This window comes from Caenimonas sp. SL110 (assembly GCF_001044395.1).
Classification (GTDB): Bacteria; Pseudomonadota; Gammaproteobacteria; order Burkholderiales; family Burkholderiaceae_C; genus Ramlibacter.
Map to the genome: position 1 here is coordinate 128,976 of NZ_JANU01000002.1, position 26,221 is coordinate 155,196.

At 64.1% G+C, this 26,221-nt stretch carries 29 protein-coding genes; 14 read left to right on the forward strand and 15 right to left on the reverse strand.

Annotated features, from left to right (window positions below):
• The first annotated feature begins 109 nt into the window (after positions 1-109).
• From AQ12_RS01285 to AQ12_RS01320, 8 genes are all read left to right on the forward strand, one after another.
• Entirely contained in the window at positions 110-847 is a 738-nt protein-coding gene (locus tag AQ12_RS01285; protein ID WP_048438020.1) for a TorF family putative porin, read from the forward strand.
• Positions 848-879: 32 nt separating this feature from the next.
• Positions 880-1,218: a P-II family nitrogen regulator gene (gene glnK, locus AQ12_RS01290; protein WP_048438021.1), complete on the forward strand. Its 339-nt coding sequence runs from the start codon at positions 880-882 to the stop codon at positions 1,216-1,218.
• Between the two features lie 31 nt (positions 1,219-1,249).
• Positions 1,250-2,776, forward strand: a complete 1,527-nt coding sequence (locus tag AQ12_RS01295) for an ammonium transporter (protein ID WP_082151350.1) — start codon at positions 1,250-1,252, stop codon at positions 2,774-2,776.
• A gap of 112 nt (positions 2,777-2,888) precedes the next feature.
• Positions 2,889-3,743 carry an aldose 1-epimerase gene (locus AQ12_RS01300; RefSeq protein ID WP_048438022.1) on the forward strand — a complete coding sequence of 285 codons (855 nt, stop codon included), beginning with the start codon at positions 2,889-2,891 and terminating at the stop codon, positions 3,741-3,743.
• On the forward strand, positions 3,743-4,669 hold the full coding sequence (locus AQ12_RS01305) for an SMP-30/gluconolactonase/LRE family protein (RefSeq protein ID WP_048438136.1): 927 nt from the start codon (positions 3,743-3,745) through the stop codon (positions 4,667-4,669). Before AQ12_RS01300 ends, AQ12_RS01305 begins: the two co-directional genes overlap by 1 nt.
• Before the next feature lie 50 nt (positions 4,670-4,719).
• Entirely contained in the window at positions 4,720-5,811 is a 1,092-nt protein-coding gene (gene glcE / locus AQ12_RS01310) for a glycolate oxidase subunit GlcE (protein ID WP_048438023.1), read from the forward strand.
• Positions 5,812-5,838: 27 nt separating this feature from the next.
• Positions 5,839-7,068 (forward strand): glycolate oxidase subunit GlcF, encoded by a 1,230-nt coding sequence (gene glcF, locus AQ12_RS01315; protein ID WP_048438024.1) that lies wholly within the window; start codon positions 5,839-5,841, stop codon positions 7,066-7,068.
• Between the two features lie 81 nt (positions 7,069-7,149).
• The gene (locus tag AQ12_RS01320; protein ID WP_048438025.1) at positions 7,150-7,854 is read left to right on the forward strand and encodes a YafY family protein; all 705 of its coding nucleotides are present in this window, start codon (positions 7,150-7,152) and stop codon (positions 7,852-7,854) included.
• 17 nt (positions 7,855-7,871) lie between these two features.
• Here the strand turns inward: AQ12_RS01320 and AQ12_RS01325 are convergent, their stop codons facing one another.
• Genes AQ12_RS01325 through lplT form a run of 3 tightly spaced genes read right to left on the reverse strand, consistent with a single transcriptional unit; the run spans position 7,872 to position 10,610 of the window.
• Positions 7,872-8,357, reverse strand: coding sequence for a glutathione peroxidase (locus tag AQ12_RS01325; protein ID WP_048438026.1), 486 nt, complete (start codon positions 8,355-8,357; stop codon positions 7,872-7,874).
• Between the two features lie 45 nt (positions 8,358-8,402).
• The gene (locus tag AQ12_RS01330; protein ID WP_048438027.1) at positions 8,403-9,314 is read right to left on the reverse strand and encodes a DMT family transporter; all 912 of its coding nucleotides are present in this window, start codon (positions 9,312-9,314) and stop codon (positions 8,403-8,405) included.
• A gap of 12 nt (positions 9,315-9,326) precedes the next feature.
• On the reverse strand, positions 9,327-10,610 hold the full coding sequence (gene lplT, locus AQ12_RS01335; protein WP_048438028.1) for a lysophospholipid transporter LplT: 1,284 nt from the start codon (positions 10,608-10,610) through the stop codon (positions 9,327-9,329).
• Between the two features lie 104 nt (positions 10,611-10,714).
• Here lplT and alr point away from each other — a divergent pair, with 104 nt between their 5' ends.
• On the forward strand, positions 10,715-11,809 hold the full coding sequence (gene alr / locus AQ12_RS01340) for an alanine racemase (protein ID WP_048438029.1): 1,095 nt from the start codon (positions 10,715-10,717) through the stop codon (positions 11,807-11,809).
• Here the strand turns inward: alr and AQ12_RS01345 are convergent, their stop codons facing one another.
• The 12 genes from AQ12_RS01345 to hpaR form a co-directional block, all read right to left on the reverse strand.
• Positions 11,810-12,226 (reverse strand): hypothetical protein, encoded by a 417-nt coding sequence (locus AQ12_RS01345; protein WP_152682624.1) that lies wholly within the window; start codon positions 12,224-12,226, stop codon positions 11,810-11,812.
• A gap of 42 nt (positions 12,227-12,268) precedes the next feature.
• Complete coding sequence (locus AQ12_RS01350) at positions 12,269-13,177, reverse strand: EamA family transporter (RefSeq protein WP_048438031.1); 909 nt, start codon at positions 13,175-13,177, stop codon at positions 12,269-12,271.
• Positions 13,178-13,190: 13 nt separating this feature from the next.
• Positions 13,191-14,174, reverse strand: coding sequence for a 2-dehydropantoate 2-reductase (locus AQ12_RS01355; protein ID WP_048438032.1), 984 nt, complete (start codon positions 14,172-14,174; stop codon positions 13,191-13,193).
• Between the two features lie 8 nt (positions 14,175-14,182).
• Positions 14,183-14,959, reverse strand: coding sequence for a class II aldolase/adducin family protein (locus AQ12_RS01360; protein WP_048438033.1), 777 nt, complete (start codon positions 14,957-14,959; stop codon positions 14,183-14,185).
• A 13-nt stretch (positions 14,960-14,972) separates the two neighbouring features.
• On the reverse strand, positions 14,973-15,779 hold the full coding sequence (locus tag AQ12_RS01365) for an aldolase/citrate lyase family protein (RefSeq protein ID WP_048438034.1): 807 nt from the start codon (positions 15,777-15,779) through the stop codon (positions 14,973-14,975).
• Positions 15,780-15,802: 23 nt separating this feature from the next.
• On the reverse strand, positions 15,803-16,606 hold the full coding sequence (hpaH, locus tag AQ12_RS01370; RefSeq protein WP_048438035.1) for a 2-oxo-hept-4-ene-1,7-dioate hydratase: 804 nt from the start codon (positions 16,604-16,606) through the stop codon (positions 15,803-15,805).
• Positions 16,603-17,007, reverse strand: a complete 405-nt coding sequence (locus tag AQ12_RS01375; RefSeq protein ID WP_048438036.1) for a 5-carboxymethyl-2-hydroxymuconate Delta-isomerase — start codon at positions 17,005-17,007, stop codon at positions 16,603-16,605. The genes hpaH and AQ12_RS01375 overlap by 4 nt, the downstream gene beginning before the upstream one ends.
• A gap of 98 nt (positions 17,008-17,105) precedes the next feature.
• Entirely contained in the window at positions 17,106-17,972 is an 867-nt protein-coding gene (gene hpaD, locus AQ12_RS01380) for a 3,4-dihydroxyphenylacetate 2,3-dioxygenase (protein WP_048438037.1), read from the reverse strand.
• A gap of 135 nt (positions 17,973-18,107) precedes the next feature.
• The gene (gene hpaE / locus AQ12_RS01385) at positions 18,108-19,568 is read right to left on the reverse strand and encodes a 5-carboxymethyl-2-hydroxymuconate semialdehyde dehydrogenase (RefSeq protein ID WP_048438038.1); all 1,461 of its coding nucleotides are present in this window, start codon (positions 19,566-19,568) and stop codon (positions 18,108-18,110) included.
• 2 nt (positions 19,569-19,570) lie between these two features.
• On the reverse strand, positions 19,571-20,317 hold the full coding sequence (locus AQ12_RS01390) for a fumarylacetoacetate hydrolase family protein (protein WP_048438039.1): 747 nt from the start codon (positions 20,315-20,317) through the stop codon (positions 19,571-19,573).
• Entirely contained in the window at positions 20,314-20,937 is a 624-nt protein-coding gene (locus tag AQ12_RS01395) for a fumarylacetoacetate hydrolase family protein (protein WP_048438040.1), read from the reverse strand. The genes AQ12_RS01390 and AQ12_RS01395 overlap by 4 nt, the downstream gene beginning before the upstream one ends.
• Positions 20,934-21,365: a homoprotocatechuate degradation operon regulator HpaR gene (gene hpaR, locus AQ12_RS01400; protein ID WP_048438041.1), complete on the reverse strand. Its 432-nt coding sequence runs from the start codon at positions 21,363-21,365 to the stop codon at positions 20,934-20,936. The genes AQ12_RS01395 and hpaR overlap by 4 nt, the downstream gene beginning before the upstream one ends.
• Before the next feature lie 442 nt (positions 21,366-21,807).
• On the opposite strand from hpaR, the gene AQ12_RS01405 reads away from it, so the two are divergent.
• The 5 genes from AQ12_RS01405 (at position 21,808) to AQ12_RS01425 (ending at position 26,134) form a co-directional block, all read left to right on the forward strand.
• Positions 21,808-23,034: a hypothetical protein gene (locus AQ12_RS01405; RefSeq protein ID WP_152682625.1), complete on the forward strand. Its 1,227-nt coding sequence runs from the start codon at positions 21,808-21,810 to the stop codon at positions 23,032-23,034.
• 28 nt (positions 23,035-23,062) lie between these two features.
• Positions 23,063-24,442: a DNA repair protein RadA gene (radA, locus tag AQ12_RS01410; protein WP_048438043.1), complete on the forward strand. Its 1,380-nt coding sequence runs from the start codon at positions 23,063-23,065 to the stop codon at positions 24,440-24,442.
• A 64-nt stretch (positions 24,443-24,506) separates the two neighbouring features.
• Positions 24,507-24,941, forward strand: a complete 435-nt coding sequence (locus AQ12_RS01415) for a hypothetical protein (RefSeq protein ID WP_048438044.1) — start codon at positions 24,507-24,509, stop codon at positions 24,939-24,941.
• A 33-nt stretch (positions 24,942-24,974) separates the two neighbouring features.
• Entirely contained in the window at positions 24,975-25,910 is a 936-nt protein-coding gene (locus AQ12_RS01420) for a branched-chain amino acid transaminase (protein WP_048438045.1), read from the forward strand.
• Between the two features lie 2 nt (positions 25,911-25,912).
• Positions 25,913-26,134 (forward strand): zinc-finger domain-containing protein, encoded by a 222-nt coding sequence (locus tag AQ12_RS01425; protein WP_048438046.1) that lies wholly within the window; start codon positions 25,913-25,915, stop codon positions 26,132-26,134.
• The last annotated feature ends 87 nt before the right edge of the window (positions 26,135-26,221 follow it).

The following is a 26,221-nucleotide window of genomic DNA, read 5'->3' on the forward strand; positions in this document are numbered from 1 at the left end:
ACGCAGCGGCCCGGGGAGCCGTGTACCGCGAAATGGTTCCTGTGACTTAATGGCACGCCTCCTGCTTAGGGATGAGTTCGTAACCTTTTTCTATCCTCAGGAGAATTCAGTGGAACTCAAGATCGCCCAAAAACTGGTCCTGGCAGCTCTCGCCTTTTCGGGCGCCGCTTTCGCGCAAACCAAGGCGCCAGAGCCCGACTACACGCTGGCCTTCAACGCCGGCCTGGTCACCGACTACCGCTATCGCGGCATCTCGCAGTCGCGCCTGAAGCCCGCTGTGCAAGCCGGCATCGACTGGACGCACAAGAGCGGTTTCTACCTGGGCACCTGGGGCTCCAGCATCAAGTGGATCAAGGACGCGGGCGGCGACGCACCGATCGAGATGGACTTCTACGGCGGCTACCGCTTCGAGTTCTCCGGCATCGCCTTCGACGCCGGCCTGCTGCGCTACCAGTACTTCAACCATGACCTGGCCGTGAGCCCGAACACGACCGAGGCCTACATCGCCGCCACGGCCAGCGTGCTCACCGTGAAGTACTCGCACTCGCTGACCGACACCTTCGGTTTCGCCAACAGCAAGAGCAGCTACTACCTGGACGCCAGCATGCTGTTCGACCTGGGCAATGGCTGGTCGGTCGTGCCGCACGCCGGCTACCAGAAGATCAAGAACTTCAAGCCTGGCTCCTACAGCGACTACTCGCTGGCCATCAACAAGGACTTCGGCAACGGCTTCATCGGCTCGGCCACCATCGTGGGCACCGACTCCGACTCCGGCGTCTATTTCACTCCCTCGGGCAAGCACACCGGCAAGACCGGGCTGGTCCTGGGCGTGAAGTACAACTTCTGATAGTTACTCCAAGTCAGTCAAGGAGCAAACCCATGAAACTCGTAACGGCCATCATCAAGCCATTCAAGCTGGACGAGGTGCGTGAAGCCCTCTCCGGTATCGGCGTGCAGGGCATCACGGTCACCGAAGTCAAGGGCTTCGGCCGCCAGAAGGGCCATACCGAGCTGTACCGCGGCGCGGAATACGTCGTTGACTTCCTGCCCAAGGTGAAGATCGAGGCAGCTGTCTCCGACGACCTCGTCGAACGTGTGATCGAGGCGGTGGAAGCGGCAGCGCGCACCGGCAAGATCGGCGACGGAAAGATTTTTGTCTACAACCTTGAGCAGGTTGTGCGCATCCGCACCGGTGAAACCGGCAAGGAAGCGCTGTAACCCAGCCCACTACAAACTACAGAGACGAAACATGAGAAAACTTCTTGCTTCCCTCGCCCTGGGCCTGGGACTTCTCGCGGGCGGCTCGGCCGTCCTGGCGCAGGCGCCTGCCGCGGGGGCCTCGGCACCCGTGGCTGCTGCGTCTGAAGCCGCACCTGCAGCCTCCGCTGCAGCGCCTGCCCCAGCGGCAGCTGCTGCAGCCGCGCCCGCAGCTTCGGCACCCGCCGCAGCCGCAGCGCCGGTACCGGTTCCCAACAAGGGCGACACCGCCTGGATGACCGTGGCCACCATCCTCGTGATCCTGATGACCATCCCCGGCCTGGCCCTGTTCTATGGCGGCCTCGTGCGCAGCAAGAACATGCTGTCGGTGCTGATGCAGGTGTTTGTCGTCAGCGCGATGATCTATGTGCTGTGGGTCATCTACGGCTACAGCGTCGCGTTCACGGCGGGCAATCCGTTCATGGGCACGCTCGACAAGCTGTTCCTCAAGGGCATCACGCCGGACTCCATTGCTGCCACCTTCAGCAAGGGTGTCGTGATTCCTGAACTGACCTTCGTCGGCTTCCAGGCCACGTTCGCCGCCATCACCTGCGCGCTGATCGTCGGTGCCTTCGCCGAGCGGATCAAGTTCTCTGCAGTGCTGCTGTTTTGCGCCATCTGGTTCACCTTCAGCTACTTGCCGATCGCCCACATGGTCTGGTACTGGGACGGCCCGGATGCAATCACTGACGCAGCTTCGCTGGAGAAGGTCACTGCCGCAGCCGGCTGGCTCTGGGCCAAGGGCGCTCTCGACTTCGCAGGCGGCACCGTGGTTCACATCAACGCCGGTATCGCCGGTCTGGTGGGTGCCTATGTGATTGGCAAGCGCGTGGGCTACGGCAAGGAGTCGCTCACGCCTCACAGCCTGACGCTCACGATGGTCGGTGCATCGCTGCTGTGGGTGGGCTGGTTCGGCTTCAACGCCGGCTCCAACCTCGAAGCCAACGGCGTCGCCGCACTGGCCCTGGTCAACACGCTGGTCGCGACCGCTGCCGCAACGCTGTCCTGGATCGCCGGTGAAGCCCTCTCCAAGGGCAAGGGCTCCATGCTCGGCGCTGCTTCCGGCGCTGTTGCCGGCCTGGTGGCGATCACCCCGGCTTGCGGCTTTGTCGGCCCGATGGGCGCGATCGTGATCGGCCTGCTGGCTGGCCTGGTCTGCCTGTGGGGTGTCAATGGCCTCAAGCGCATGCTGGGCGCTGACGACTCGCTGGACGTGTTCGGCGTCCACGGCGTGGGCGGTATCCTGGGTGCCCTCTTGACCGGCGTGTTCGCAGCGCCTTCGCTGGGCGGCACGGGCGTGTACGACTATGTGGCCAACAAGGCTGGCGAAAGCTACTCGATCGGCGGCCAGGTCTGGATCCAGTTCCAGGCTGTGCTGACCACGGTGATCTGGTCCGCAGTGGTTTCCTTCATCGCCTACAAGCTGGTCGATCTGGTGATCGGCCTGCGCGTGACCGAGGAAGAAGAGCGCGAAGGCCTGGACATCTCGTCGCACGGCGAGACGGCCTACAACCGCTAAGCCACCGACAGATCACTGCAAGTTCTCCTTTGGATGTTCAGCCCGCGCGAGTGCAAGCTCCGCGGGCTTTTTTTCGCCCTCAGGAACGGGGCGCAGGCTGCACAATGCGGCCATGATCCGATTGAATGCCGGTGAGCTGATCTGTGAACTCGAGCCGCAACTGGGCGGCTGCATGTCGGGGCTGTGGCTGGGCGATGTGCCTGTGCTGCGGCCACCGCCGCCGGGCGGCCTGCGTTCGGCGAGACAGTCCGGGTGCTACCCGCTGGTTCCGTTTTCCAATCGCATCGCGCATGCCACGCTGCAGTGGCAAGGAACGCTGTACCCGCTGATCCAGAACAATGCGCCCGAGCCGCATGCGATCCATGGCGTGGGCTGGCAGCGTCCCTGGGAAGTGCTGGAGCACGACGAGCGATTGGTGATGATGAGTTATGAGCACGCGCCCGACGAGGCCTGGCCGTTTGCGTTCGATTGCTCGCAAACCATGCGCGTTGCAGGCAATTCGATTGAGCTCACGCTCGCCATGACCAACCAGTCGGCCGTTGCCGCACCGGCGGGACTCGGATGGCATCCGTATTTCGTCAAGCGTGCGAACAGCCGCGTCTCGTTCGAAGCGACCGGACGCTGGGAGATGGGTCCGGACAAGCTGCCCACGTCCCGTTCAGCGTCGCGGGGGTTGAGCCAGGATTGCGCAACGCTGGATGTGGATCACTGCTTCGACGGCTGGAGCGGCGTTGCAGTCTTGCAGGACGACGCGTTGAAGGTGCGGGTGTCGTCCACGCTCAGGCGCGTCGTGATCTTCACGACGCCGCAGCGCGACATCGTGGCGATCGAGCCCGTCAGCCATGTGAACAACGCCATGAGCCTGGTGGACGCGGGCGCAGACCCGGCCACGCTGGGCGTTGAAATCCTGCAACCCGGCGAGACGCTCTCGGCGCAGATGACCATCGACGTGGAGCGCGCATCATGATGCAGTGGTCGGCTGTCGTGAACGAGCCGGATCAACTGGGCGAATCGCCGTTCTGGCACCCGCAGGAGCAGCGGCTGTACTGGGTGGACATTCCTGCGTTCCAGATTCGCAGGCTGGATCCAGCAACGGGCGTTGTGGAGAGCTGGGCCGTGCCCAGCGAGCCCGGTTGCATCGCACCCGCGCGCAGTGGCGCCCTGGTGATTGCGCTGAGGGACGGCATCTATCGCGCGCAAAGCTGGGGCGGTGCGCTGCAGCTGGTGAGCCGTTTCGCGCATGACAGCGCGACCACGAGATTCAACGACGGCAAGGCCGACCCCGAGGGCCGCTTCTGGGCCGGCACCATGTACGAGCCGCGCGATGCCCGCAAGGCCGAGCTGTACAGCATCGACATGCGTGTGCAGGAGGGCCGTCCTCCCGGACCGCATATCGAGCTGAAGGCGCAGAACGCCATCATTTCCAACGGGCTCGCCTGGTCACCCGACGCAAAGGTCGTGTACTGGGCCGACACGCCCTCGCATGTGGTGCAGGCCTGGGACTGGGACAGGCACACCAACGCGATGACCCATCACCGCGAATTCGCACGCGTTGCGGGCAAGCCCGATGGCTGGAAGCCGGGCGATGCGGGTTACGGCGGCCGTCCTGATGGCGCAGCCGTGGACGCCCAGGGCAACTACTGGGTGGCGATGTTCGAAGGCCAGCGCCTCTTGAAGTTCTCTGCCAAAGGCGAACAACTGGCTGAGATCCCGTTGCCCGTGCGCTGCCCCACGATGCCCTGCTTTGGCGGCCCCGATTTGAAGACGCTCTACCTCACCAGCGCCAGCTACAAGCGGCCTGACGACGAGCTGAAACAGCTGCCGCTGTCGGGCCGCGTGATCGCCGCGCAAGTCGATGTGCCGGGCCTGCCCGTCAATTTCGTCAGCGACTGACCCCAAAAACTTCAATTCAACGAGCGCCGCCCACGCTTACCATCGCTGCAATGGACATGGCCCTCGACTCGGTGATCGAACGCATTCGCGCAGCTGCGCAGGACGGCACGCCCCTGCGCATCCGGGGTGGCGGCAGCAAGGATTTCTACGGCGAGACCGTGCAAGGCGAGTTGCTCGATACGCGCGCGCTCACCGGCATCACCAGCTACGAGCCGAGCGAACTGGTGGTCACGGTGCGGGCCGGCACGCCGCTCGCAGAACTCGAATCCGTGCTGGCCGAACGCGGCCAGTGCCTGCCGTTCGAGCCGCCTCATTTCGAGGGCGGTGCCACGGTCGGCGGCATGGTGGCAGCAGGCCTGAGCGGACCGGCGCGGGCGAGTGCCGGTTCTGCGCGCGACTTCGTGCTGGGCCTGTCGATGGTCAATGGACGCGGCGAGTTTCTGGTCTTCGGCGGCCAGGTGATGAAGAACGTGGCGGGCTACGACGTCTCACGCCTCATGGCCGGGGCGCTGGGTACGCTGGGGCTCATCACCGAGGTGAGCCTGAAGGTGTTGCCTCGCGCGCCCGCCGAGGCCACGCTCAAATTCGGGATGACGCAGGGCGAGGCGCTGCAAAAACTCAATGAATGGGGCGGCAAGCCGCTGCCGCTGAACGCGAGCTGCTGGGTGGACGATGGATTGACGACCACGCTGTACCTGCGATTGCGCGGTGCGGTCGCTGCGGTCGAGTCGGCCTGCCGGGCCCTGGGTGGTGAGCGGCAGGACAACGCTGCCGTTGCGCCGGACTGGACTCTATGCAGGGACCAGCACCTGCCGTGGTTCGAGGAACGCGGTGAGCGCGACCTCTGGCGGCTTTCCGTGCCCCAGACCGCGCCTGTGCTCGACCTGCCGGAGCCGCCCCTGGTCGAGTGGCACGGCGGCCAGCGCTGGGTGCGCGCCTTGCCGGGTGATGCGAATCGCCTGCGCGACATCGCCACGGCGGCGGGCGGGCATGCAACGTTATTCCGGCCGGGCCATGCATCAACCCCGGTGCCGCGCTTCCAGCCGCTGGCCCCCGCGCTCGATCGCATCCATCGCGAATTGAAGACGCAGTTCGATCCCCAGCACATCTTCAATCGTGGACGGCTGTTCGCGCACGCCTGAGCCGTCACGAACGTCAACACCCCAACCATGCAAACCCACCTCAGCGACGAGTTCAAGGACACAGCCGAAGGCCGCGAGGCCGAGGCGATCCTGCGCCGCTGCGTGCATTGCGGGTTCTGCACCGCGACCTGCCCGACCTACCAGTTGCTCGGCGATGAACTCGATGGGCCGCGCGGCCGCATCTATCTCATCAAGCAGGTGCTCGAAGGCGAAGCGCCCACCCGACAGACGCAGCTGCACCTGGACCGGTGCCTGACCTGCCGCAATTGCGAGACCACCTGTCCGAGCGGTGTCGAATACGGGCACCTCGTCGATATCGGCCGCAAGATCGTCGATGAAAAAGTCGGTCGCGGCGCGGGCTCTGCGGCGCTGCGCTGGACCTTGAAAGAAGGCCTCACGTCCCCTGCGTTCGGACCTGCGATGAAGATCGGGCAGGCGATGCGGCCGCTCTTGCCATCGGCGTTGAAAGACAAGGTGCCGCTCGCAAAAGCGGCTGGCAAATGGCCCGCGCGTGCCCATGAGCGCAAGATGCTGATGCTCGAAGGCTGCGTGCAACCATCGATGATGCCCAACATCAACAGCGCCACCGCGCGCGTGCTTGATGCGGTTGGCATCCAGGCCGTGATCGCGCCCAAGGCGGGCTGCTGCGGCGCGGTGAAGTTTCACCTGAATGACCAGCAGGGCGGCCTCGCGCAGATGCGCGCGAACATCGACGCGTGGTGGCCGCTGGTCGAACGCGGCGAGGTCGAAGCCATCGTGATGAATGCGTCGGGCTGCGGCGTCACCGTCAAGGAATACGCACATCACTTGCGCCATGACGCCGGCTATGCCGACAAGGCCGCTCGCATCAGCGAGCTCACGCGAGACCTGAGCGAGTTGCTGCCCGAGATCGCAGCGTCACTTCGCGGCAAGATCGGCGCGGCGCCGGGTGTGCTGGCGTTTCACCCGCCTTGCACCTTGCAGCACGGCCAGAAACTGCGCGGCGGCGTTGAAGTGCACATGCGCGACCTGGGCTTTGACGTACGCGTTGCGCCCAACGAATCGCACCTGTGCTGCGGCTCGGCCGGGACCTATTCGGTCCTGCAGCCCGCGATCGCGCACCAGCTGCGCGACCGCAAGCTTGGCCATCTGGGCGAAATGCAGCCGGCAGCGATCATCTCGGCCAATGTCGGGTGCATCACGCACCTGCAAAGCGGCACCGCGACGCCCGTGCGGCATTGGGTCGAGGTGCTGGACGAGGCGCTGGCAGGCTCCTGACACCACCGTGTCAGCAGGAGGAGAACAAAGTATCCTCCCACTCGAAACCAGCGACTTCCCAACCGGTCGCTCCTGACATCCATGCGCCGCGCCGACCGCCTCTTTCACATCATCCAGCTTGTTCGCGGACGGCGTTTGACCACCGCCGCCTACCTGGCGCAGCGGCTCGAAGTCTCGGAACGCACCATCTACCGCGACGTGGCCGACCTGCAGCACCAGGGCGTGCCGCTGGAAGGCGAGGCGGGTGTGGGTTACCGGCTGGGCGCGGGGTTCGACCTGCCGCCCATGATGTTCACCCAGCACGAGGCCAAGGCCCTGGTCGCGTCGGTGCGCATGGCGCAGGTCTGGCTCGATCCGGCATTGGCCGAAGGAGCGCAGGATGCACTGGGCAAGATCATGTCGGTGTTGCCGGTGGAAGCGCGCGCTGCGGCTGAAGCGCTGGCGGTGTATGCGCCGCCCAGTGGCGTGCCGACGGCCACGCAGCGCACGCTGCAGACCTTGCGTGAAGCCGTGCAGGAGCGGCGCAAGATATTCATCAACTATCGCGACCTGAACGAAAAACCCAGCGAGCGAACGCTACGACCGTTGGGTTGCTTTTACTGGGGCAAGGTCTGGACGCTGGCCGCGTGGTGTGAACAGCGAAGCGACTTTCGCAGTTTCCGCGTCGATCGGGTCACCTACGTACGGCGGCTCGATGAGCAGTTCCGTGATGAGCCCGGCCGCACGCTGGCCGACCTGGCGCGCCTGACGGATGCGCAGGCGAAAGAGCAGGGCTGGGCGACCTGATTGCGCCTGGCTCAGTATCAGCCCGCGAGCGCCTTTTCGATATCCTTGGCCAGCCCCGCAGGCGCGTCGGCCGGCGCGAAACGTTTGATGACTTCGCCATCCTTGCCCACGAGAAACTTGGTGAAGTTCCACTTGATGCCTGTCGTGCCCAGCAGGCCAGGCGCTTCTTTGGTCAGGAACTTGAACAGCGGGTCGGCGTTGTCACCGTTGACATCGACCTTGGCCATCATCGGAAAGCTCACGCCGAAATTGAGCTGGCAGAACTGCGCAATCTCGTCGTTGCTGCCGGGGTCTTGCGAGCCGAACTGGTTGCAGGGAAAGCCCAGCACCACCAGGCCCTTGTCGCCGTAGGTCTTGTGCAGTTCTTCCAGGCCGCCGAACTGAGGCGTGTACCCGCATGCGCTCGCGGTGTTGACGATCAGGAGCGCCTTGCCCTTGAACTGGTCGAGTGGAACGGTCTGGCCGTCGATGGTGCGTGCTTCGAAGTCATAGATGGTGCTCATCGCCCGGATTGTGCGCTGATCGCTTCGCCAGTGGGGTCCGTGGGGTCAGTGCGCCTTGGGTGACGATGGCGACATCGCAGACCACACCGCCGCAGCCAGGATGAGCGAGCCGCCAATCCAGGTGCGGGTGTTCATCTCGGCTGCGCCCAGCAGCACGGATGAGACAGCTGCAAACACGACCTCCGACAGCATGATGAGCGCGGCGGTGTGCGCGTTCACGCGCGACGCGCCGTACTGCAGGGCGATGTTGCTCGCGAGAAACCCCAGGCTCAGTCCAAAGGCGACCAGCGCCCAATCGGCGCGAGGCAAGGGCGGGGCGGCGATCAATCCCAAGCTCATCACCACAAGGCCTGCAAGCGAAGCGGCAATCGCGCCACCTGCAAACATCGCCAGGATGCGGGCCGGCGGCGCCACATCGCTCATCTTGCGCAGCAGGATGTTGGTGAGCGCAAAACTCAGGCCGCCGCCGATGGCGAGCCAGTCGGTGGCGCTTTCCGGGATGGGCCAGGGCGAGCCGGGGGCCTTGAGCACGATCACCACACCAGCCATCGCCAGCGCGATGCGCGCGAGCCCGACAGCGGTGGGTCGCTCGCCCAGCATCGGCCAGGCCAGCAGCACCGTCCAGGCCGGCATCAAATAAAACAGCAGCACGACGCGCACCACATCGCCCATCGTCACCGCCCAGTTGAAGCCGACGTTGGTGAAGCCGGCTGCGGCCATCAGCAACCACAGCAGGGGTTGCTTGCCAAAGCCCTTGCCGGCATGGGGTCGCACCATCAGCAGCAGGCACAGCGAGACGAGGTAGATCGTCGCCGTCGCCCAGAGCGGGTGAAGTCCGCGCGTTTCGAGGTAACGAAACGGCCACCACGAAACCCCCCAGACGAAGGCGTTGATGACGAGTGCGAGAGCGGGCGCGAGGGTATTGGGCGCGCGTGTGGCGCCGGAGCCGGTGGACACGCTCAGCCGGCCCTAGCCATGCGAGTTGTCGTGGCGCGCGATGCGAAGCAGGTGGTCCAGCTCTTCGCGGTGCTTGATGGTGTTGCTCTTGTGCCAGCGCGAAATCGCCCACATCACGCCGGCCACGATCAGCCCGAAGCCGGTGATGGCCCCGAACGCGGACATGCCCATTCCGGTCGAAAGGCTGTAGAACGCGCCCAGGAACAGGATGCAGGCCTGCTCGTTGAAGTTCTGCACCGCGATCGAGCGGCCCGCGCCCATCAGGTTGTGGCCCCGGTGCTGCAGCAGCGCGTTCATCGGCACCACCAGGAAGCCGCCCAGCCCGCCCATCAGGATGAGAAAAGGCACTGCCGCCCAGACGTTGTTGATGAAATTCATCACGATGATGAGCAGGCCCATCAGGATGCCCATCGGGATCACGCTGGTGGCCGTGTCCAGCTTCATGCGCATCGACGCGATGATGGCGCCCACCGCCGTGCCGATGGCGACCACGCCGCCGAGCGACGAGGCCTGCGTCGTGCTGTAGCCCAGCGCCGCCGCGCTCCAGGCCAGGATGATGTAGCGCAGGTTGCCGCTCACGCCCCAGAACAAGGTGGTGGTCGCCAGCGAAATTTGGCCGAGCTTGTCACGCCACAAACGCGAGTTGCAGGTCCAGAAATCGGGGACCAGCTCCAGCGGATTCTTTGGCATCGGGCGCATTTCGACGCCGGTGTGGGGAATGCGCGTGTTGAACCATGCAGCCAGCGCGTAGATGAAGATCAGCACGAAGATGGCTGCTTCGGGCGGTGTGTCGATGCCGGTGTCAATGATGGGGAAGTCGAGCGCGAGCATGCGCCCGGCGATGACCTGACCCACCAGCTGGCCGCCCAGCAAGATGCCCAGGATGATCGATGCGATGGTGAGCCCTTCGATCCAGCCGTTGGCCTTGACCAGCTGCGACGCGGGCAGCATCTCGGTGAGGATGCCGTACTTGGCCGGTGAGTAGGCCGCGGCGCCCAGGCCGACGACGGCATAGGCGGCCAGGGGATGCAGGCCCACCAGCATCAACAGGCACCCCGCGACCTTGATCGCGTTGCTCACGAACATGACGGTCCGCTTGGGGTAAGCGTCGGCGAACGCGCCCAGCCATGGCGCGAGGATGACGTAGAACAGCGCGAAGATCGGCACCAGTGCGGCGCGCTGCCATTCGGCGCCGCCACCGGACTTGATCAACTCTACCGCGGCGACGAACAGCGCCTGGTCGGCCAGCGACGAGAAAAACTGCGCCGACATGAGGGTGTAAAAACCGCGCTTCATTCCTGCTTCGTGAGCGCATCAGGCAAGCTGATGGGCAGTGTTTTATGCGAGTGTCTCCAACTGACTCGGCGTTATATCACGCTGCCCAGTGCTTTAATCCCGCCATGCCCCGTCCCATCCAGGCCACCATCGACACTGAAGCACTCCGGCAAAACCTCGCCCGCATGCGAAATGCGGCCCCCGATGCACGGGTCTGGGGGGTGGTCAAGGCCAATGCGTACGGTCACGGCATCGAGCGCGTGTTCGACGGATTGCGCGGCGTCGATGGCTTCGCACTGCTCGACCTGGACGAAGCGCAGCGCGTGCGCTCGCTCGGTTGGCGCGGCCCGGTGCTATTGCTGGAAGGCGTGTTCGAAGCGCGTGACCTGGAGCTGTGCTCGCGCCTGGGCCTGTGGCACACCATTCACTGCGATGAGCAGATCGATATGCTGGCCGCGCACAAGACGCAGGAGCCGCATCGCGTGTTCCTCAAGATGAATTCGGGCATGAATCGGCTGGGCTTCACGCCGCCGCGTTACCGCGCCGCATGGACCCGGCTCAACGCCTTGCCGCAGGTCGACGAGATTTCGCTCATGACGCATTTCAGCGATGCCGACGGCGCGCGTGGCATCGCGCATCAGCTCGAAGCGTTCGATGCAGTCACGCACGACCTGCCGGGTGAGCGCTCGGTCGCCAACAGCGCGGCAAGCCTTCGCATGGGCGCCGAGCCGGCCGTGCGCGGCGACTGGATCAGGCCGGGCATTGCGGTGTACGGCAGCGCACCCGACTATCCCGATCACGACATCGCGCACTGGGGCCTGCAGCCGACCATGACGCTTGCGACGCGGGTCATCGGCGTGCAGCAGCTCGATGTGGGTCACACCGTGGGCTACGGATCGAGCTTCGTCGCCGACCAGCCGCTTCGCATCGGCATCGTCGCCTGCGGCTACGCCGATGGCTACCCGCGCCACTGCACCACTGGCACGCCCGTGCTGGTCGATGGCGTTCGCACCCGAATCGTCGGGCGGGTGAGCATGGACATGATCACCGTCGATCTCACGCCGGTGCCGCAGGCCGGCATGGGAAGCGCGGTGACGATGTGGGGCCGCGCGGGCAACGGGCAAATCCTGAGCATTGACGAAGTCGCACGCTCAGCGGGCACCGTCGGCTACGAACTCATGTGCGCGCTGGCGCAGCGCGTGCCGGTCGTCGTCGATTGATTACTTGACCTGCGGGTCGTGGTACCAGACCCGGTCGACCCGGACCCAGGTCGTGGGCACTTGCCGCAGGGTGGTCGCGTCGGACAGCGTGACCACGCCCTGATCGGCTGCGTCGTTCACCACCACAGACGCAATCTCGCGGCGCGGCGATGGGCGGGCGGCCCAGGCATCGAGCGACATCTGCTTGCGGACGGCGGGCGAAAGGAACTGGTAGCTGGCTGCTGCATCGCCACGGTTGAGGGCTTCGACGTAGTCGGCCGCACGCGTCTGGAGCCGCGCGGCGTCGCTGGGCCATGCGGACCAGGCCAGCACCACCAGCACCACCACCGTCAACGCATTGACGAGGTTGATGCGGTTGGCCCGCGCAGCAAACATGCTGGGCGGAGCGGGTTGGGGAGGATCCAGCGGGGCGGCCACTGGCGGATTGAATCACTGCACCGGCCCGCGCGCAACTAAAAATTAGGAACTTTTGCGTAACCCCAGCACCATGACGGCCGCAACGACGACCAGCGCGCCCGCAACCTGTATCGGCGCAATGGTCTGGCCCAGCAGCAGCCATGCGAGCACCAGCGCGAACACCGGCTCCACATTCATGATGGCTGAATTGCCGACAACACCCAGGCGCGGCAGCACCGTAAACATGATCGTGAAGGCGGTGCCGTAGAGAAAAGTGAGTGCCGCCAGCCCGCCCCAGCCAGCGGGGGCCGTGGGCAAGTGGAAGCCGCCTTGCGCGCCCACCGTGGCGAGCGCGACCAGGCCTGCAATCGTCATCGTCGTGGCCGTTCGCACGCGGCCATCAACGTCACCGGCTTCGTGCTGCGTGATGACCAGCGCCAGGCCGAAGGTGCCTGCGGCGGCCAGCGCGAAGCCGACACCCGCGCCGATCCGAAGCCACTGCCCGGCAGCGCCCAGGCCCGAAGCAGCGCCGAACACATCGAGTGCCAGCGCCAGCCCGGCCAGGATGATTGGCATGGCGATCAGCAAGGCCCGTTCGGGCTTGTGCCGGTAGATCAGGAAGGACCAGATCGCGGTCCACAGGGGATAGGTATTGAAGGCGAGCAGCGCCAGCGCAACTGGAAGACGCGCCACCGCTGAATACAGGCACAGGCTCTGCACGCCGATGAGCAAACCGACCAGCGGCAGCATGCGCTTGTGCCGCGCCGTGAATGCGATGCGCACGCGCTGCAGCGACAGCAGGATGGCGATCACGGTGGCCGTCACGGCGCTGCGGAACACCACCGCAGTCGCCACGTCCACGCCGTTGTTGAACGCGATGCGTGCCGCGACGTGGTTGGCACCCATCATCAGCGCGATCAACAGCAGCGTCGCGAACGCAGTGCCGCTGATCGCCTTGCGGGACGTTCCCATCAACGGGTCGCCATCAATACAAGCCGTGCACGCGTGCGTGCAGTCGCGCCAGACCCAGCAGCGCGTCGGTGGAAGGTGTCGGCACTCCGGTGATCTGGCCCAGCTCCCGGACGACGGTCACCAACGCATCGAGCTCGACCGGTTTGCCGGCCTCCACGTCCTGCAGCATCGATGTCTTGAAGGCGCCCAGCTTGAGCGTGACCTGGTGCCTGTCCTCGGGCTCCTGGTCGATGACGATGCCCACGCGCGCGCCGATCTCCTTGGCTTCCAGCATCACCTTGCCGATGAACGCACGCACCAGGTCGTCTTCGAGCACGCGATCGGTCGTGGCCCCGGTTATGGCGCTGATCGGATTCATCGTCATGTTGCCCCACAGCTTGAACCAGGTGTCTTTCTGGATCTGGTCGGACAAGACCGCCTCCAGCCCGGCACGTTCGAGCAGGGCAGCCAGCTCGCGAACACGCGGCGTCTTCTCGCCTGAAGGCTCGCCGATGATGAGCTTGTTGCCGAAATGCTGGCGCACGCGGCCGGGGCCGTCCAGCGAGCAGCTGGCATGAACCACGCAACCGATGATGTGTTTGACCGGCACGTTCACCCCGATGCTGCCATCGGCATCGACCGAAGACAGGCGCTTGCCTGCGTGCTCGCCGCCGAAGCCTTCGAGAAACCACCACGGCACACCGTTCATCGCCGTCAGCACGATGGTGTCGGGGCCGAGCAAGGGGCCGATTGCTCGGGCGACCTCGGCCATGGCCGGCGCCTTGACGGCAACGATGACCAGGTCCTGCACACCCAGCTCGGCAGGCGACGCGCTGGCACGCACGTCGACCTGATCGGTCTGCGCGGGCGTGTTCGTGGTGAGTTGCAAGCCGTTTTTCTGGAGCGCCTCCAGCGTCGCGCCTCGCGCCACCGCGCTGACTTCGCAACCGGCCTGCGCCAGCCGCACGCCCAGCCATCCGCCGATCGCGCCGGCGCCGTAAATACAAACCTTCTTCATGCGTTGATTCAGTTCTTGTAAGAGGAGTCGATCCGGTCCACGCGCCGCACCAGCGCGTCGAACACGTCCTGGCCCGCGCCGAATTTCGCGTCCCACTGAAACGAATCGGCGACTGTCTTCTCGGCAACGGCAACCGGGACGGCAATGGCGGGGCCGAGCGCGGCCTGCGCGACCTGCACATCGCAGGCGCGCTGCAGTGTCCACAGGCGAACGAACGCGAGCGGCAAGGTCGGCCCCCAGGTCAGCAGACCATGGTTGCGCAGGATGACTGCCGGCTTGTTGCCCATGCTCTTTAACAGGCGAGGCGTTTCCTCGGCATGCACCGTGATGCCCTCGAAGTCGTGATAGGCCACAAGTCCGTGCAGTTGCGCCGAATAGAAATTGTTTTGCGCGAGGCCGGTAGCAGTACACGCGACGGCGAGGCCGTTGGTGGTGTGCGTGTGCATCACGCAATGCGCGTTGTCCACGCCTTCATGGATCGCCGAATGCACGGTGAAGCCCGCTGGATTCACCGGCCACGGGTTGTCGTCGAGCTTGTTGCCCTTCAGGTCGATCTTGAGCAGGTTGCTCGCCGTCACTTCGCTGTAGTGCAGGCCGAAGGGATTGATGAGGAACTGCTTTTGTCCACCGGTCACGCTGTCCGGCAGGCGGATCGTGATGTGGTTGTAGATCATCTCGGTCCAGCCGAGCATGTCGAAGATGCGGTAGCAAGCGGCGAGCTGCACACGCGCCTGCCACTCATCGGGATGCATCGCTGCGGCAACGGGTTTGAGAACTGCGTTCATCTGGCGTGCTCCTTCAGTAGGTCTTGCTCGCTGGCGCGTCGGGGCCCAGCTTGAATCGGGCGGCCAGGCCGGTCGTCGACTTCATGAGCAGGTTGGAGTCGAGCCCGACGGCCACGAAAGTAAAGCCCATCTGGATGTATTGATGCGCCAGTGGCTCTGCCGGGGTCAGGATGCCCGCCGCCTTGCCGGCCTTGTTGATGCGGTGCATCGCGTCTTCGATGGCCGCCTGCACTTCGGGATGCATGGGGTCGCCCACATGGCCCAGTGCTGCCGACAGATCGGCGGGACCGATGAAGATGCCATCCACGCCTTCGACAGCCGCGATGGCGTCCAGGTTCGCCAGCGCCTCGCGCGACTCGGCTTGCACCAGCAGGCAGACCTGGTCGTTGGCTTCCTTGGCGTAGTTGGGCAGCCGGCCCCAGCGCGATGCGCGCGAGCCGCCCATGCCGCGAATGCCGCCGGGCGGATAGCGCATCGCCTGCACCAGCGCCCTGGCCTGCTCTGCCGTATCAACCATCGGCACCAGCAGGGTCTGGATGCCCAGGTCAAGGTACTGCTTGATGAGCGTGGTGCCGATGTTGCCGTGGCCCACCGGCACGCGGGCGATGGCGTGCGAATCCGGGTAGCCCGCAATCACCTGCGCCTGTTGCAAGATGGTGCGGATGTCGTTGGGCGAATGCTCGCCGTCCAGCAGCAGCCAGTCGAAACCGGCGCCCGCGCAAATCTCGGTGGCGTAGTGATCGGCCAGGCCGACCCACAGGCCGATCTGGGTGCGCTTTTCGCGCAGGGCCTGCTTGAAGGGATTGACGGGTGTGTGCATGGCTTGTCTCTTTCTTGAAGTGCTCAAACAAAACGAAATTCGAACCGGCCGAGCTGGCCGTAATCCGCATCGAAAACATCGCCGGTCTTTGCGGCCACGGGCCTTGTGAATGAGCCTGCCAGCACGACCTCGCCGGCTTCCAGGAACTCTCCCCATGCAGCCAGCTTCATCGCCAGCCATGCAACGCCGATCGCAGGATGGCCCTGCACGCCCGCTGCAAGGCCGGTCTCTTCGACGACACCATTCTGGCGAAGAATAGCGCCGCACCACGGCAGGTCAACCTCGTGCGGATGAGCCTTGCGCCCGGCCAGCACGATGCCTGCATTGGCCGCGTTGTCGCTGATGGTGTCCTGCACGCGCCGCATCTTTTTCGTGTGGCGATCGAACTGCTCGATGCGCGCGTCGATGATCTCGATGGCGGGTTGCACGTAGTCGGTGGCGGCGAGGACTTGTTCGACTGTGATCGTCTTGCCTTCAAGACGATGCTTGAGCACAAACGCCAGTTCGACTTCCACGCGCGGCGCGATGAACCGGCTCGCGGGGATATCGCCTGCTTCGAAGAACATGTCGTCGAGCAAGGTGCCGTAGTCGGGTTCGTCGATCTGGCTGGAGATCTGCATTGCGCGCGAAGTAAGCCCGATCTTGTGGCCGCGCGCGGTGCGACCCGCTGCGATCTTCATCGCAACCCATGCCCGCGAGACGGCGTAACCGTCTTCCACCGTCATGTCGGGAAAGCGCCTGGAAAAGTGCTCCACCTGGACGCGCGACTTCTCGCTCTCGTCGAGTTCACGCGCGAGCTGGGCGATGGTTTCGGATGTGAAGGTCATTGGTTGAAAAGTGGATGCAGTGAGCTGTGCTTGCCGTCATACACCTGGCCCGGGCTCTCGTCGATCTGCAAGGTGATGCCGATCAGATGGTTGTTGAAGATGGGCGCGAAGTGCTGCTTGACCACATCGAGCAAACGATCGCCCGCTGTCTTCTTCACCGCATCACTGCGCCCCACGGCCATGCGGATGTTCAGGTACACAAAGGCGTAATCGCCCTTGCCGTCTGCCACTGCGTAGTGCGCGGCCGGATACGCCAGCACACGCGTGCCGCCTGTGGGGAAGACCTGCTTGTCGTCTTCATCTCGCAGCGTGAGCATCTCGTCGGCCAGCGACCGGCAGAGCGCGCTCATGTCGGTCATCGCATCGACGTTGGGCGTGTACAGAATCACGAGATGTGGCATGGCATTCCTGGTGATTGGCTGTCATTGCGGACTTGATCCGCAATGACAACCAGAATTGGGGTCGGATTCCAATTAATTTCCTCCGGCGTCAAGCAACGTCAAGCAACGTCAAGCGGCGTCACCGGAAACACCGCGTTGATCTGGCCTGTACCCGAGCTTCCGAAATACGGTGTGATGATTTCAGCAGGCGCTTCGTACCGATCCCACCCCAGCAGGCCGAGCAGCATCGCCGTGTCGTGCATGTCGCCTTCACCCCAGCACTTTTCGGCATACATCGGCAGCATCCCGATAAAGGTCTTCCAGTCGCCCTGCTTCCAGAGTTCGACGACGCGGTGATCGACCTGTTCCAGGAAGGGGTCGTACACCTTGTGCATGAATTCGGGCGCGCGGCCGTTGTCGGCGAAGTGATGCGAGAGCGAGCCGCTTGCGAACACCGCGACAGTGCCGTCGTACTTCTCCTCTATCGCCTTGCGCACGGCCAGGCCGAATCGCGCGGACTCGTTCAGGTCATGCCAGTCGCACCAGCCGCTCACGCAGACCACCTTGTAGTGCTGGTCCGAATTCATGTAGCGCATCGGCACCAGCGTGCCGTATTGCAGTTCGAGCGTGGTGTCGGAATGCGCTCTGCTCTTGACCCCCATCTCGTTGGCCATGTCGCCGATCATGTGGCCGAGCGCCGGGTTGCCCGGATACGCGTAGGGCAGGTTCTTGATGAAGTGCGGCAGCTCGTTGCTGGTGTACACACCTTCGAACTTCGGGCCGCAGTTGATGTGATATTCGCTGTTGACCTGCCAGTGCACATCGAACACGACGATGGTGTCCACGCCGAGTGCCCTGCAGCGCCTGTCGATCTCCTTGTGCCCGTTGATGGCGGCGTCGCGGCAACCGAAGTTGGGGCCAGGGAACTCCGACAGGTACATCGAAGGGACGTGTGTGATCTTGGCGGCCAGTGCGAGCTTACCCATGGCGAGCCTCCTGATGCGCAAGATAGGCTGTCATTGCGGGCTTGACCCGCAATCCATGCATTCGACGGCCGCAACCGCTGCGCGGTGGATGCCGGATCACGTCCGGCATGACAGCTCTCTTGATGACAGTTGGCGTCATGCCAGCCCCCAATGCGGAATGTGATGCGAGCCCAGCGACACCGCAATGTTCTTGGGCTCCAGGAACACCTCGTAGCTCCAGGTGCCGCCTTCGCGCCCCGTCCCCGAGGCCTTGGTGCCGCCGAACGGCTGGCGCAGATCGCGAACATTCTGGCTGTTCACGAAACACATGCCTGCTTCCACGGCCGCCGCAACACGATGCGCCTTGCCGATGTTCTCGGTCCACACATAGCTGGACAGTCCGTACTGGATATCGTTGGCCAGCCGGATCGCATCAGCTTCATCCTTGAACGGAATCAGGCACGCGACCGGCCCGAAGATTTCGTCCTGCGCGATCTTCATGCGGTTGTCGACGTCGGCGAATACAGTGGGCATGACATAGTTGCCGCGCTTCACGCGATCGGCCACCACCGGCGCTTCGAGCCCGCCGCAAAGCAGCGTCGCGCCTTCCTTCGGTCCCAGCTCGATGTAGCTGCGCACCTTGGCCAGATGTGCCTGCGAAATCATCGGCCCGATCACCGTCTTTTCATCCAGCGGATCGCCCACTGCCAGACGCTTTGCCCGCGCTGCAAACTTCTGCGCGAAGTCCGCATAGATCGACTGCTGCACCAGGATGCGACTGCCCGCCGTGCACCGCTCGCCGTTGTTGGAAAAAATCATGAAGATGGCCGCATCGAGCGCGCGATCGAGATCGGCGTCCTCAAAAATCACGAACGGTGATTTGCCACCCAGCTCCATGCTGAACTTCTTCAGGCCGGCTTCGCGGACGATGCGATTGCCCGTCGCGGTGGAGCCGGTGAAAGAAATTGCTCGCACGTCCGGGTGCTTGACCAGCGGCTCGCCCGCTTCCTTTCCGTAGCCATGCACGATGTTCAACACACCCGGCGGAATACCCGCTTCCATTGCCAGCTCTCCCAGCCGCGCAGCGCTCATCGGCGACAGCTCGCTCATCTTGAGCACGGCGGTGTTGCCGAACGCGATGCACGGCGCGACCTTCCATGTCGCTGTCATGAATGGCACGTTCCACGGCGACACCAGCGCGCACACACCGACCGGATGGAACAGCGTGTAGTTCAGATGCGTTTCGGTGGGATAGGTGTGGCCGTCGACACGGGTACACATCTCGGAGAAGTAGTAGAAGTTGTCGGCAGCGCGCGGGATCAACTGCTTGCCGGTTTGCGCGATGACCTGGCCGCAGTCGTTGGTCTCGGTCTGCGCGATTTCGGGAACGTGCGCCGCGATCAGGTCGCCGAGTTTGCGCACCAGCTTCGCGCGCTGCGGCGCGGGCATTGCGGCCCATTTGGGAAAGGCATCTTTTGCGGCGGCCACTGCGGCGTTGACTTCCTGCTCGCCGCCAGATGCAACTTCAGCCAGCACTTCCTGCGTCGCCGGATTGATGGTCTCGAAATAATCGGCGCCTGCAACCGGCTTGCCGTTGATAAGGTGATCGATGCGCATGTCTATTCGATGGTGTTCATGAGGGCGCCGAGTCCCTCGATTTCGGTCACGATCACATCGCCCGGCCTGCAATCGACAACCCCGTCGGGCGTGCCCGTCAGGATGATGTCGCCGGGCCGCAGCGTCATGAAGCTGGAGAAGTATTCGATGAGAAAGGGGACGCCAAAGATCATGTCTTTGGTGTTGCCCGATTGCGTGACCTTGCCGTTCACCGTGGTGGACAGGGCGAGCGCCATCGGGTCGGCGATGTCGGCTGCGTCCACGTACCACGGCCCTATCGGTGTGGTGCGATCGCGGTTTTTCACGCGCAGGTTGGGGCGATACCAGTTCTCCAGGTAGTCGCGGATCGCGTAATCATTCGCGACGGTGTAGCCGCCGATGAAGTCGTGTGCATCACTGCGCTTCACATGGCGCGCCGTGCGCCCGATGACGATGGTCAGTTCGCACTCGTAGTGCATGAACTGCACGCCGGCCGGACGCGGTGTCTTCTGGCGATGTCCTGTGAGGGCCGTCTCGCCTTTCAGGAAAACCAGCGGCTCCTCGGGCGCCTTGAACTCCAGCTCTTTCGCATGGTCCGCATAGTTCAGGCCCAGCGCGAGGATGGTGCGTGGCAGCGGTGTGGGTTCCAGCGGCGGCAACCAGGTGACCGCGTCGAATGCGACCCGCGTGCCGTCTGCAAGCAGCAACTGGCCGTCCTGCTCGACCGCGCGTTGGGTCACACCGCCGTGAATGATTCGCGCGTGCTTCATGCGGCCTCCGCGATCAGTGTGTTGGTCAGTGTGCCCAGGGCCGGCATGCTGATGGCGATCGTGTCACCCACGCGCGCCAAAGGGCGGCCGATGTCACAACCCAGCATCAACACATCGCCCGGCGCGAAGCTCATGAACTCCGACACATCGGCCAGCAGTTGTTCTGCGGGGCGCACCAGATCGGAAAAGCGCACCGTCTGCTTCAACTCGCCGTTGATGCGTACCTCCAGCCTGAACACGGATGGATCACCGGTTTCATTGCGCGGCCTGATGCGCGCGCCGATGCCCAGAAAACCATCGAGGCAGCGGTACTTCACCGGCGGGCGAAAGTAGCTGTCGTGCGGGATCGCCAGGTCGTTCATCAGCACATAGCCCGCGACTTCATGCGCGCTTTTCATCACCATGCCTATAGTGGCGCCGACCTCGACTTGCGCGACGCGCGCGGGCACAGGAATGTTCGCGCCGTCGGCGCTCCAGGTGTTGGCGGGCTTGATGTACAGCACAGGTGCCCTGGGTGGCGCCTTGTAGGGCGGCTCGTTCATCTTCGAGGCCCACGCATCGGCCTCGCCGCGAAAATTCAGCAGCGTGCCGTAGACAGTGCGCAGCGGGGGAATGCTCATGGCTGCTCCAGTTCGATGACTTCATCAAGCAATTGATACAGCTGCTCGAGCTTTCGCTTGCCCAGCGACTGTTCCATCCACTCGTAGTGCGCCTCCACCGTGCGCGACAGTTTTTCAACGAGCTTCAATCCCCGGGGCGTGGCCTCGACGACGGTGCGCCGCTGGTCAGCAGGGTCACGCTCGCGTTGCACCAGCCCATCGCGTTCCATGCGCGCCAGCACGCCGGTCAGGCTGGGTCCCAGGATGAAGGCCTCTCGTGCCACGCGGCCTGTCTCCACGGTGCCGTGTTCGCCGAGCACGCGCAGCACGCGCCATTGCTGGTCTGACAGGCCGTGCTCGCGCAGGCTGGGGCGGGTATGCGCCATTACCGATTCGCGCGCCTGCAAAAGTAGCCGCGGCAGGTTGCGATGGACGAAGGGCGTTGTCATGGAGGGATCGGTTCGGGCAAGCGATTCATTTAATATGTTAAATGAATCGCTTTGCCTTGTCTATCGAGTCCGTATGGCGTCGCACGAGGCCTGAGGCATGCGCAGTGGAACTGAACCCACTGCCCTGTTACTGACTGTTTGATCGAGCGGACGTTCCGCTTCCCCCCAGTTAGCCGCCAATGCATGCCAGGAGTTACCCATGAATCCGCTCAGCCGATATACACGCAGCCCGACACCCAGGAAGGCAGAGCAAAAGCAACCCCCGCCGCCGCTGCCCAGGAGCGCCGATGCCAGTGCATTCAACGTGGACATGCGCAGCGGCATCCAGCAGTGGGCTGAAGGATCTGGAAGCAAGGCGTCGCCTGAAGTCCGCGCGCATGTCGACGCAACTGCCGAGTTCATTGCAGATTTCGTGATCGATCTGCCCGGCGAGCGAATCCAGTTGCCGCCAGGCCTGCCCGATGAAGTGGTCGATCGCCTGCGGGACCTTGCTGGCATCCACGGCATCGCAATCGATATCCCCAGCGGTTGGGCGCGTGCCGAGCGTCTACCGATCGATGAAGAGATCAAGAGGCCACCTCCGCATGAGCGTCCGCGGGAAGTCCCCGTGGCTGCGGCGGGTTCTGCCGAGGCAGCCAAAACCCTCAGATCGCAAGCGATCGCGCGCCTGTTCCAGCAGATCACGGGCAGCAATGCGCAGCAGGCCGCAGGCGCCCGGCAGATGCTGATCAACGCCTATGGCAATCCGGGCAGCCTCGTGCCGAATGCGCCCGAACTGAATTCACAAGAGGCAGCAGCCGTCCGCAAGGAACTGGGCGACAAGGCCATCGCCTGTTTTCAGGGCAATCCCAAAACGGCCCCCGCCTGTGTCTTGTACCTTGCCGGTCGAGCGGCACATGCCGAGCGGGACAGGCTTGTTCAAGCGAAAACCGAACCTGCACGGATCAAGGCACTGGACCTCCTTGAGCATCAGGCGCATCTCGCGCTGGATGCGCAACTGCAGGCCAAGAGATTCCACTTTCAGGAGCGGAGCCTGGTCAACCGGGCGCGAATGGTCGCCGATGACGAGTTCCAGGCCATTGGCCGCACGCTGCAGAACCTGGAGAGTCGCGCCGTCATTGATCTCGGCGCAGGGCCGCAGGACGGGGTCGCGGAGCACTTCGACGAATTGCTCATTCAGGATGCTCTCAAGGTGGCGGAAACCGGAACGCCCGCCTTGATCCCTATCCACAATGACGGGCACTGGCTCACGCTCTTTCTGGTCAAGGACGCCGCGAACCCTGCGGGATTCCAGGCCGTCCTCTTTGACAGTGTCACGGACCATCGACCGGGTCACGCACTAAAGCAGTTGCAACACGCGCTCTCCGGGATGGGGCAGGCGCAAGTGCTGCTTTGCGAGCATGGCTTGCAAGACAACACACCCAACTCATGTGGCGTCCACTTGCAGATGCTGGCCCAACAGGTCGATCGGTCGATCGAGCAGTTCAACCTCGATCAGAGCCGTCAGCAGCGGGACTTGAAGCCTGTTGACGGGAAGCAGCTGGTGGGGTACCTCAATAGCTACATCGGGCATTGGGTGTCGCTTGCGCCTGCGGAGCAGATCGCGCAAGTGGACCAGGCCAACATGCAGCGGTTCCAGGCCATGGCGAGCGGCCCGGCGCAGCGCTGAGCGCACCTCCCACGCCTACACTTGGCCGATGGCCAAGGAAAAGACAATCTACTCATGCACCGAATGCGGGGGCACCAGCCCTCGCTGGCTGGGCAAGTGCCCGCACTGCGAGGCATGGAACACGCTGATTGAGACGGCGGCTGAAACACCCTCCGCCGTCGCAAAAAACCGGTTCGCATCACTCGCCAAAACCGCCGAAGTCGCCGTGCTGGCCGACATCGAAGCCAGCGAGATCGACCGCACGCCCACGGGCATTTCAGAACTCGACCGCGTGCTGGGCGGCGGCATTGTCGAAGGCGGCGTGGTGCTGATTGGCGGCGATCCGGGCATCGGCAAATCGACCTTGCTGCTGCAGGCGCTAGACGGCCTGCAGCGCGCAGGCGTTCCAACGCTCTATGTGACGGGCGAAGAGAGCGGGGCGCAAGTCGCGTTGCGATCACGCAGGCTGGGGCTGGACCGTTCGCAGGTCAGCGTGCTGGCCGAGATCCAGCTCGAAAAAATTCTCGCGACGATTGCATCGACCAAGCCTGCGGTCGCGGTGATCGACTCGATCCAGACTGTGTACTCCGACCAGCTCACGTCCGCGCCCGGCTCGGTTGCGCAGGTGCGTGAATGCGCAGCGCATCTGACGCGCGCTGCCAAGGCCGGTGGAACCTGCATCGTCCTCGTGGGACACGTCACAAAAGAGGGCGCACTCGCGGGGCCGCGCGTGCTGGAGCACATGGTCGATACGGTGCTGTATTTCGAGGGCGATACGCATTCGAGTTTTCGTCTGGTGCGCGCGATCAAGAACCGCTTTGGCGCCGTGAACGAGATCGGCGTTTTCGCGATGACCGAAAAGGGATTGAAGGGCGTCTCCAACCCCAGCGCGATCTTTCTGTCGCAGCATGCAGAACCGGTGCCCGGCAGTTGTGTGCTGGTGACCCTGGAAGGCACACGGCCCATGCTGGTTGAAATCCAGGCGCTGGTCGATAGCGGCGGGCCGAGTCCGCGCCGCCTGTCGGTCGGCCTGGATCGCGATCGCCTGGCGATGCTGCTGGCGGTGCTTCATCGGCACGCGGGTGTGGCCTGCATGGACCAGGACGTATTCGTCAACGCCGTCGGTGGCGTGCGAATTTCCGAGCCTGCTGCCGACTTGTCGGTGATGCTGGCGATTACATCGAGCCTGCGCGGGCGCGCACTGCCCAAGGGATTCATTGCCTTTGGCGAAGTGGGGCTCGCCGGGGAAGTGCGACCCGCGCCGCGCGGACAGGAGCGCTTGCGCGAAGCCGCGAAACTCGGGTTCTCGGTGGCAGTCGTGCCCAAGGCCAACGCGCCCAAGAAAGGCAGCCGCGACATCGAGGGGCTCACGATCCATCCGGTCGAGCGCATCGAGGAGGCGATGGAAGTCGTGCGGAGCCTGGGATGAATCAAGGCCGGCCCTACGCACTTGCCGCAGGTGCCCTGCAACTGGCAGCAGTGACAATCGCGCCATGAACTGGCGTCAAATTGCATATCCCATCGCGGGCGTGATCCTGGTGGCCGGCGCGTGGCGCGCGGCCGGTTGGGCCGGTGTGGCCATCGTGGCCACCGGCATGGTGACCTGGGCGCTGCTGCATTTCAACCGGCTGATGCATGTGCTCAAGAAGGCGGCTGACAGGCCCAAGGGGCGCGTCGGCAGCGCGGTGATGCTCCACACCAAGCTCAAGCCGGGCGTGAACCTGCTGCACGTCATGTCGATGACCGGCTCGCTCGGCGAGCTGCTGTCGCAGCCGGACGCGCAGCCCGAGGTGTTTCGCTGGACCGACGACGGCGATTCGCATGTCACCTGCGAATTCGTGAATGGCCGGCTCGCCAAATGGGAGCTGGTGCGCCCGCCAGAGCAGCCCGAAAGTTCTCCTGGAACCCCTGAAGGTGACGCGCCGTAAAATCCGCAGTTCGACTGAACCCGAAGGATTGATATGAGCGTTGTACCCAGCATGGCCGACCGCGACGGCAAGATCTGGATGGATGGCGAGATGGTGGAATGGCGCGACGCCAAGATCCACGTCCTGAGCCACACCCTGCACTACGGTTGCGGCGCATTCGAAGGCTTGCGCGCCTACAAGACCAACGACGGTACGGCGATTTTCCGCCTGCAGGAGCATACCGACCGCCTGTTCAATAGCGCCAAGATCCTGCGCATGAGCATTCCGTTCACCAAGGACGAGGTCAATGAGGCGCAGCGTGCGGTGGTCAAGGCCAACAATCTCGAAAGCGGCTACCTGCGCCCGCTGACCTGGATCGGTTCGCAAAAGCTGGGTGTTAGCCCCCGGGGCAACCAGATTCACCTGATGGTCGCGGCCTGGGCCTGGGGCGCGTACCTCGGCGAAGAAGGCATGAAGCGCGGCATTCGCGTCAAGACCTCCAGCTACACCCGCCACCACGTCAACATCACGATGACGCAGGCCAAGGCGGTGAGCAACTACACCAACTCCATCCTGGCCAACATGGAAGCGCTGGACGACGGCTACGACGAAGCACTGCTGCTGGACGCATCAGGCTTCGTGTCCGAAGGTGCAGGCGAGAACATCTTCGTGGTCAAGGACGGCGTGATCTACACCCCCGACCTGTCCGCCGGTGCGCTCAACGGCATCACGCGCAACACCGTGTTCCACATTGCCAAGGACCTGGGCCTGGAAGTCGTGCAGAAGCGCCTGACGCGCGATGAGGTCTATATCTGCGACGAAGCGTTCTTCACCGGCACCGCCGCAGAAGTCACGCCGATCCGCGAACTCGACCGCATCGAGCTGGGCGCGGGTTCGCGCGGCCCGATCACCGAGAAGGTGCAGACCGCGTTCTTCGACATCGTGAACGGCCGCAATCCCAAGTACGCCCACTGGCTGACCAAGGTCTGAACATGGCTACCACCGAACACAAGCAGGCAGTCGTCGAGCTGCTGGCGACCGACCTGAATGCCAATGGCGGTGTGTATTGCCCAAGCCCTGTCGCGGGCATGAAGGTCTGGAACACGCATCCGCGCGTTTACCTGGACGTTGCTTCGACCGGCGAAGGCAAATGCTCGTATTGCGGCACGGTTTACCGGCTGAAGGCGGGCGAGCACTTCGGTGGCGGGCACTAAAAATGCTGTCATGCCGGACTGCACAGGTCCGGGCATCGGAATGGCTGTCATGCCGGACTCGATCCGGCATCCACCGCGCAGCGGCTA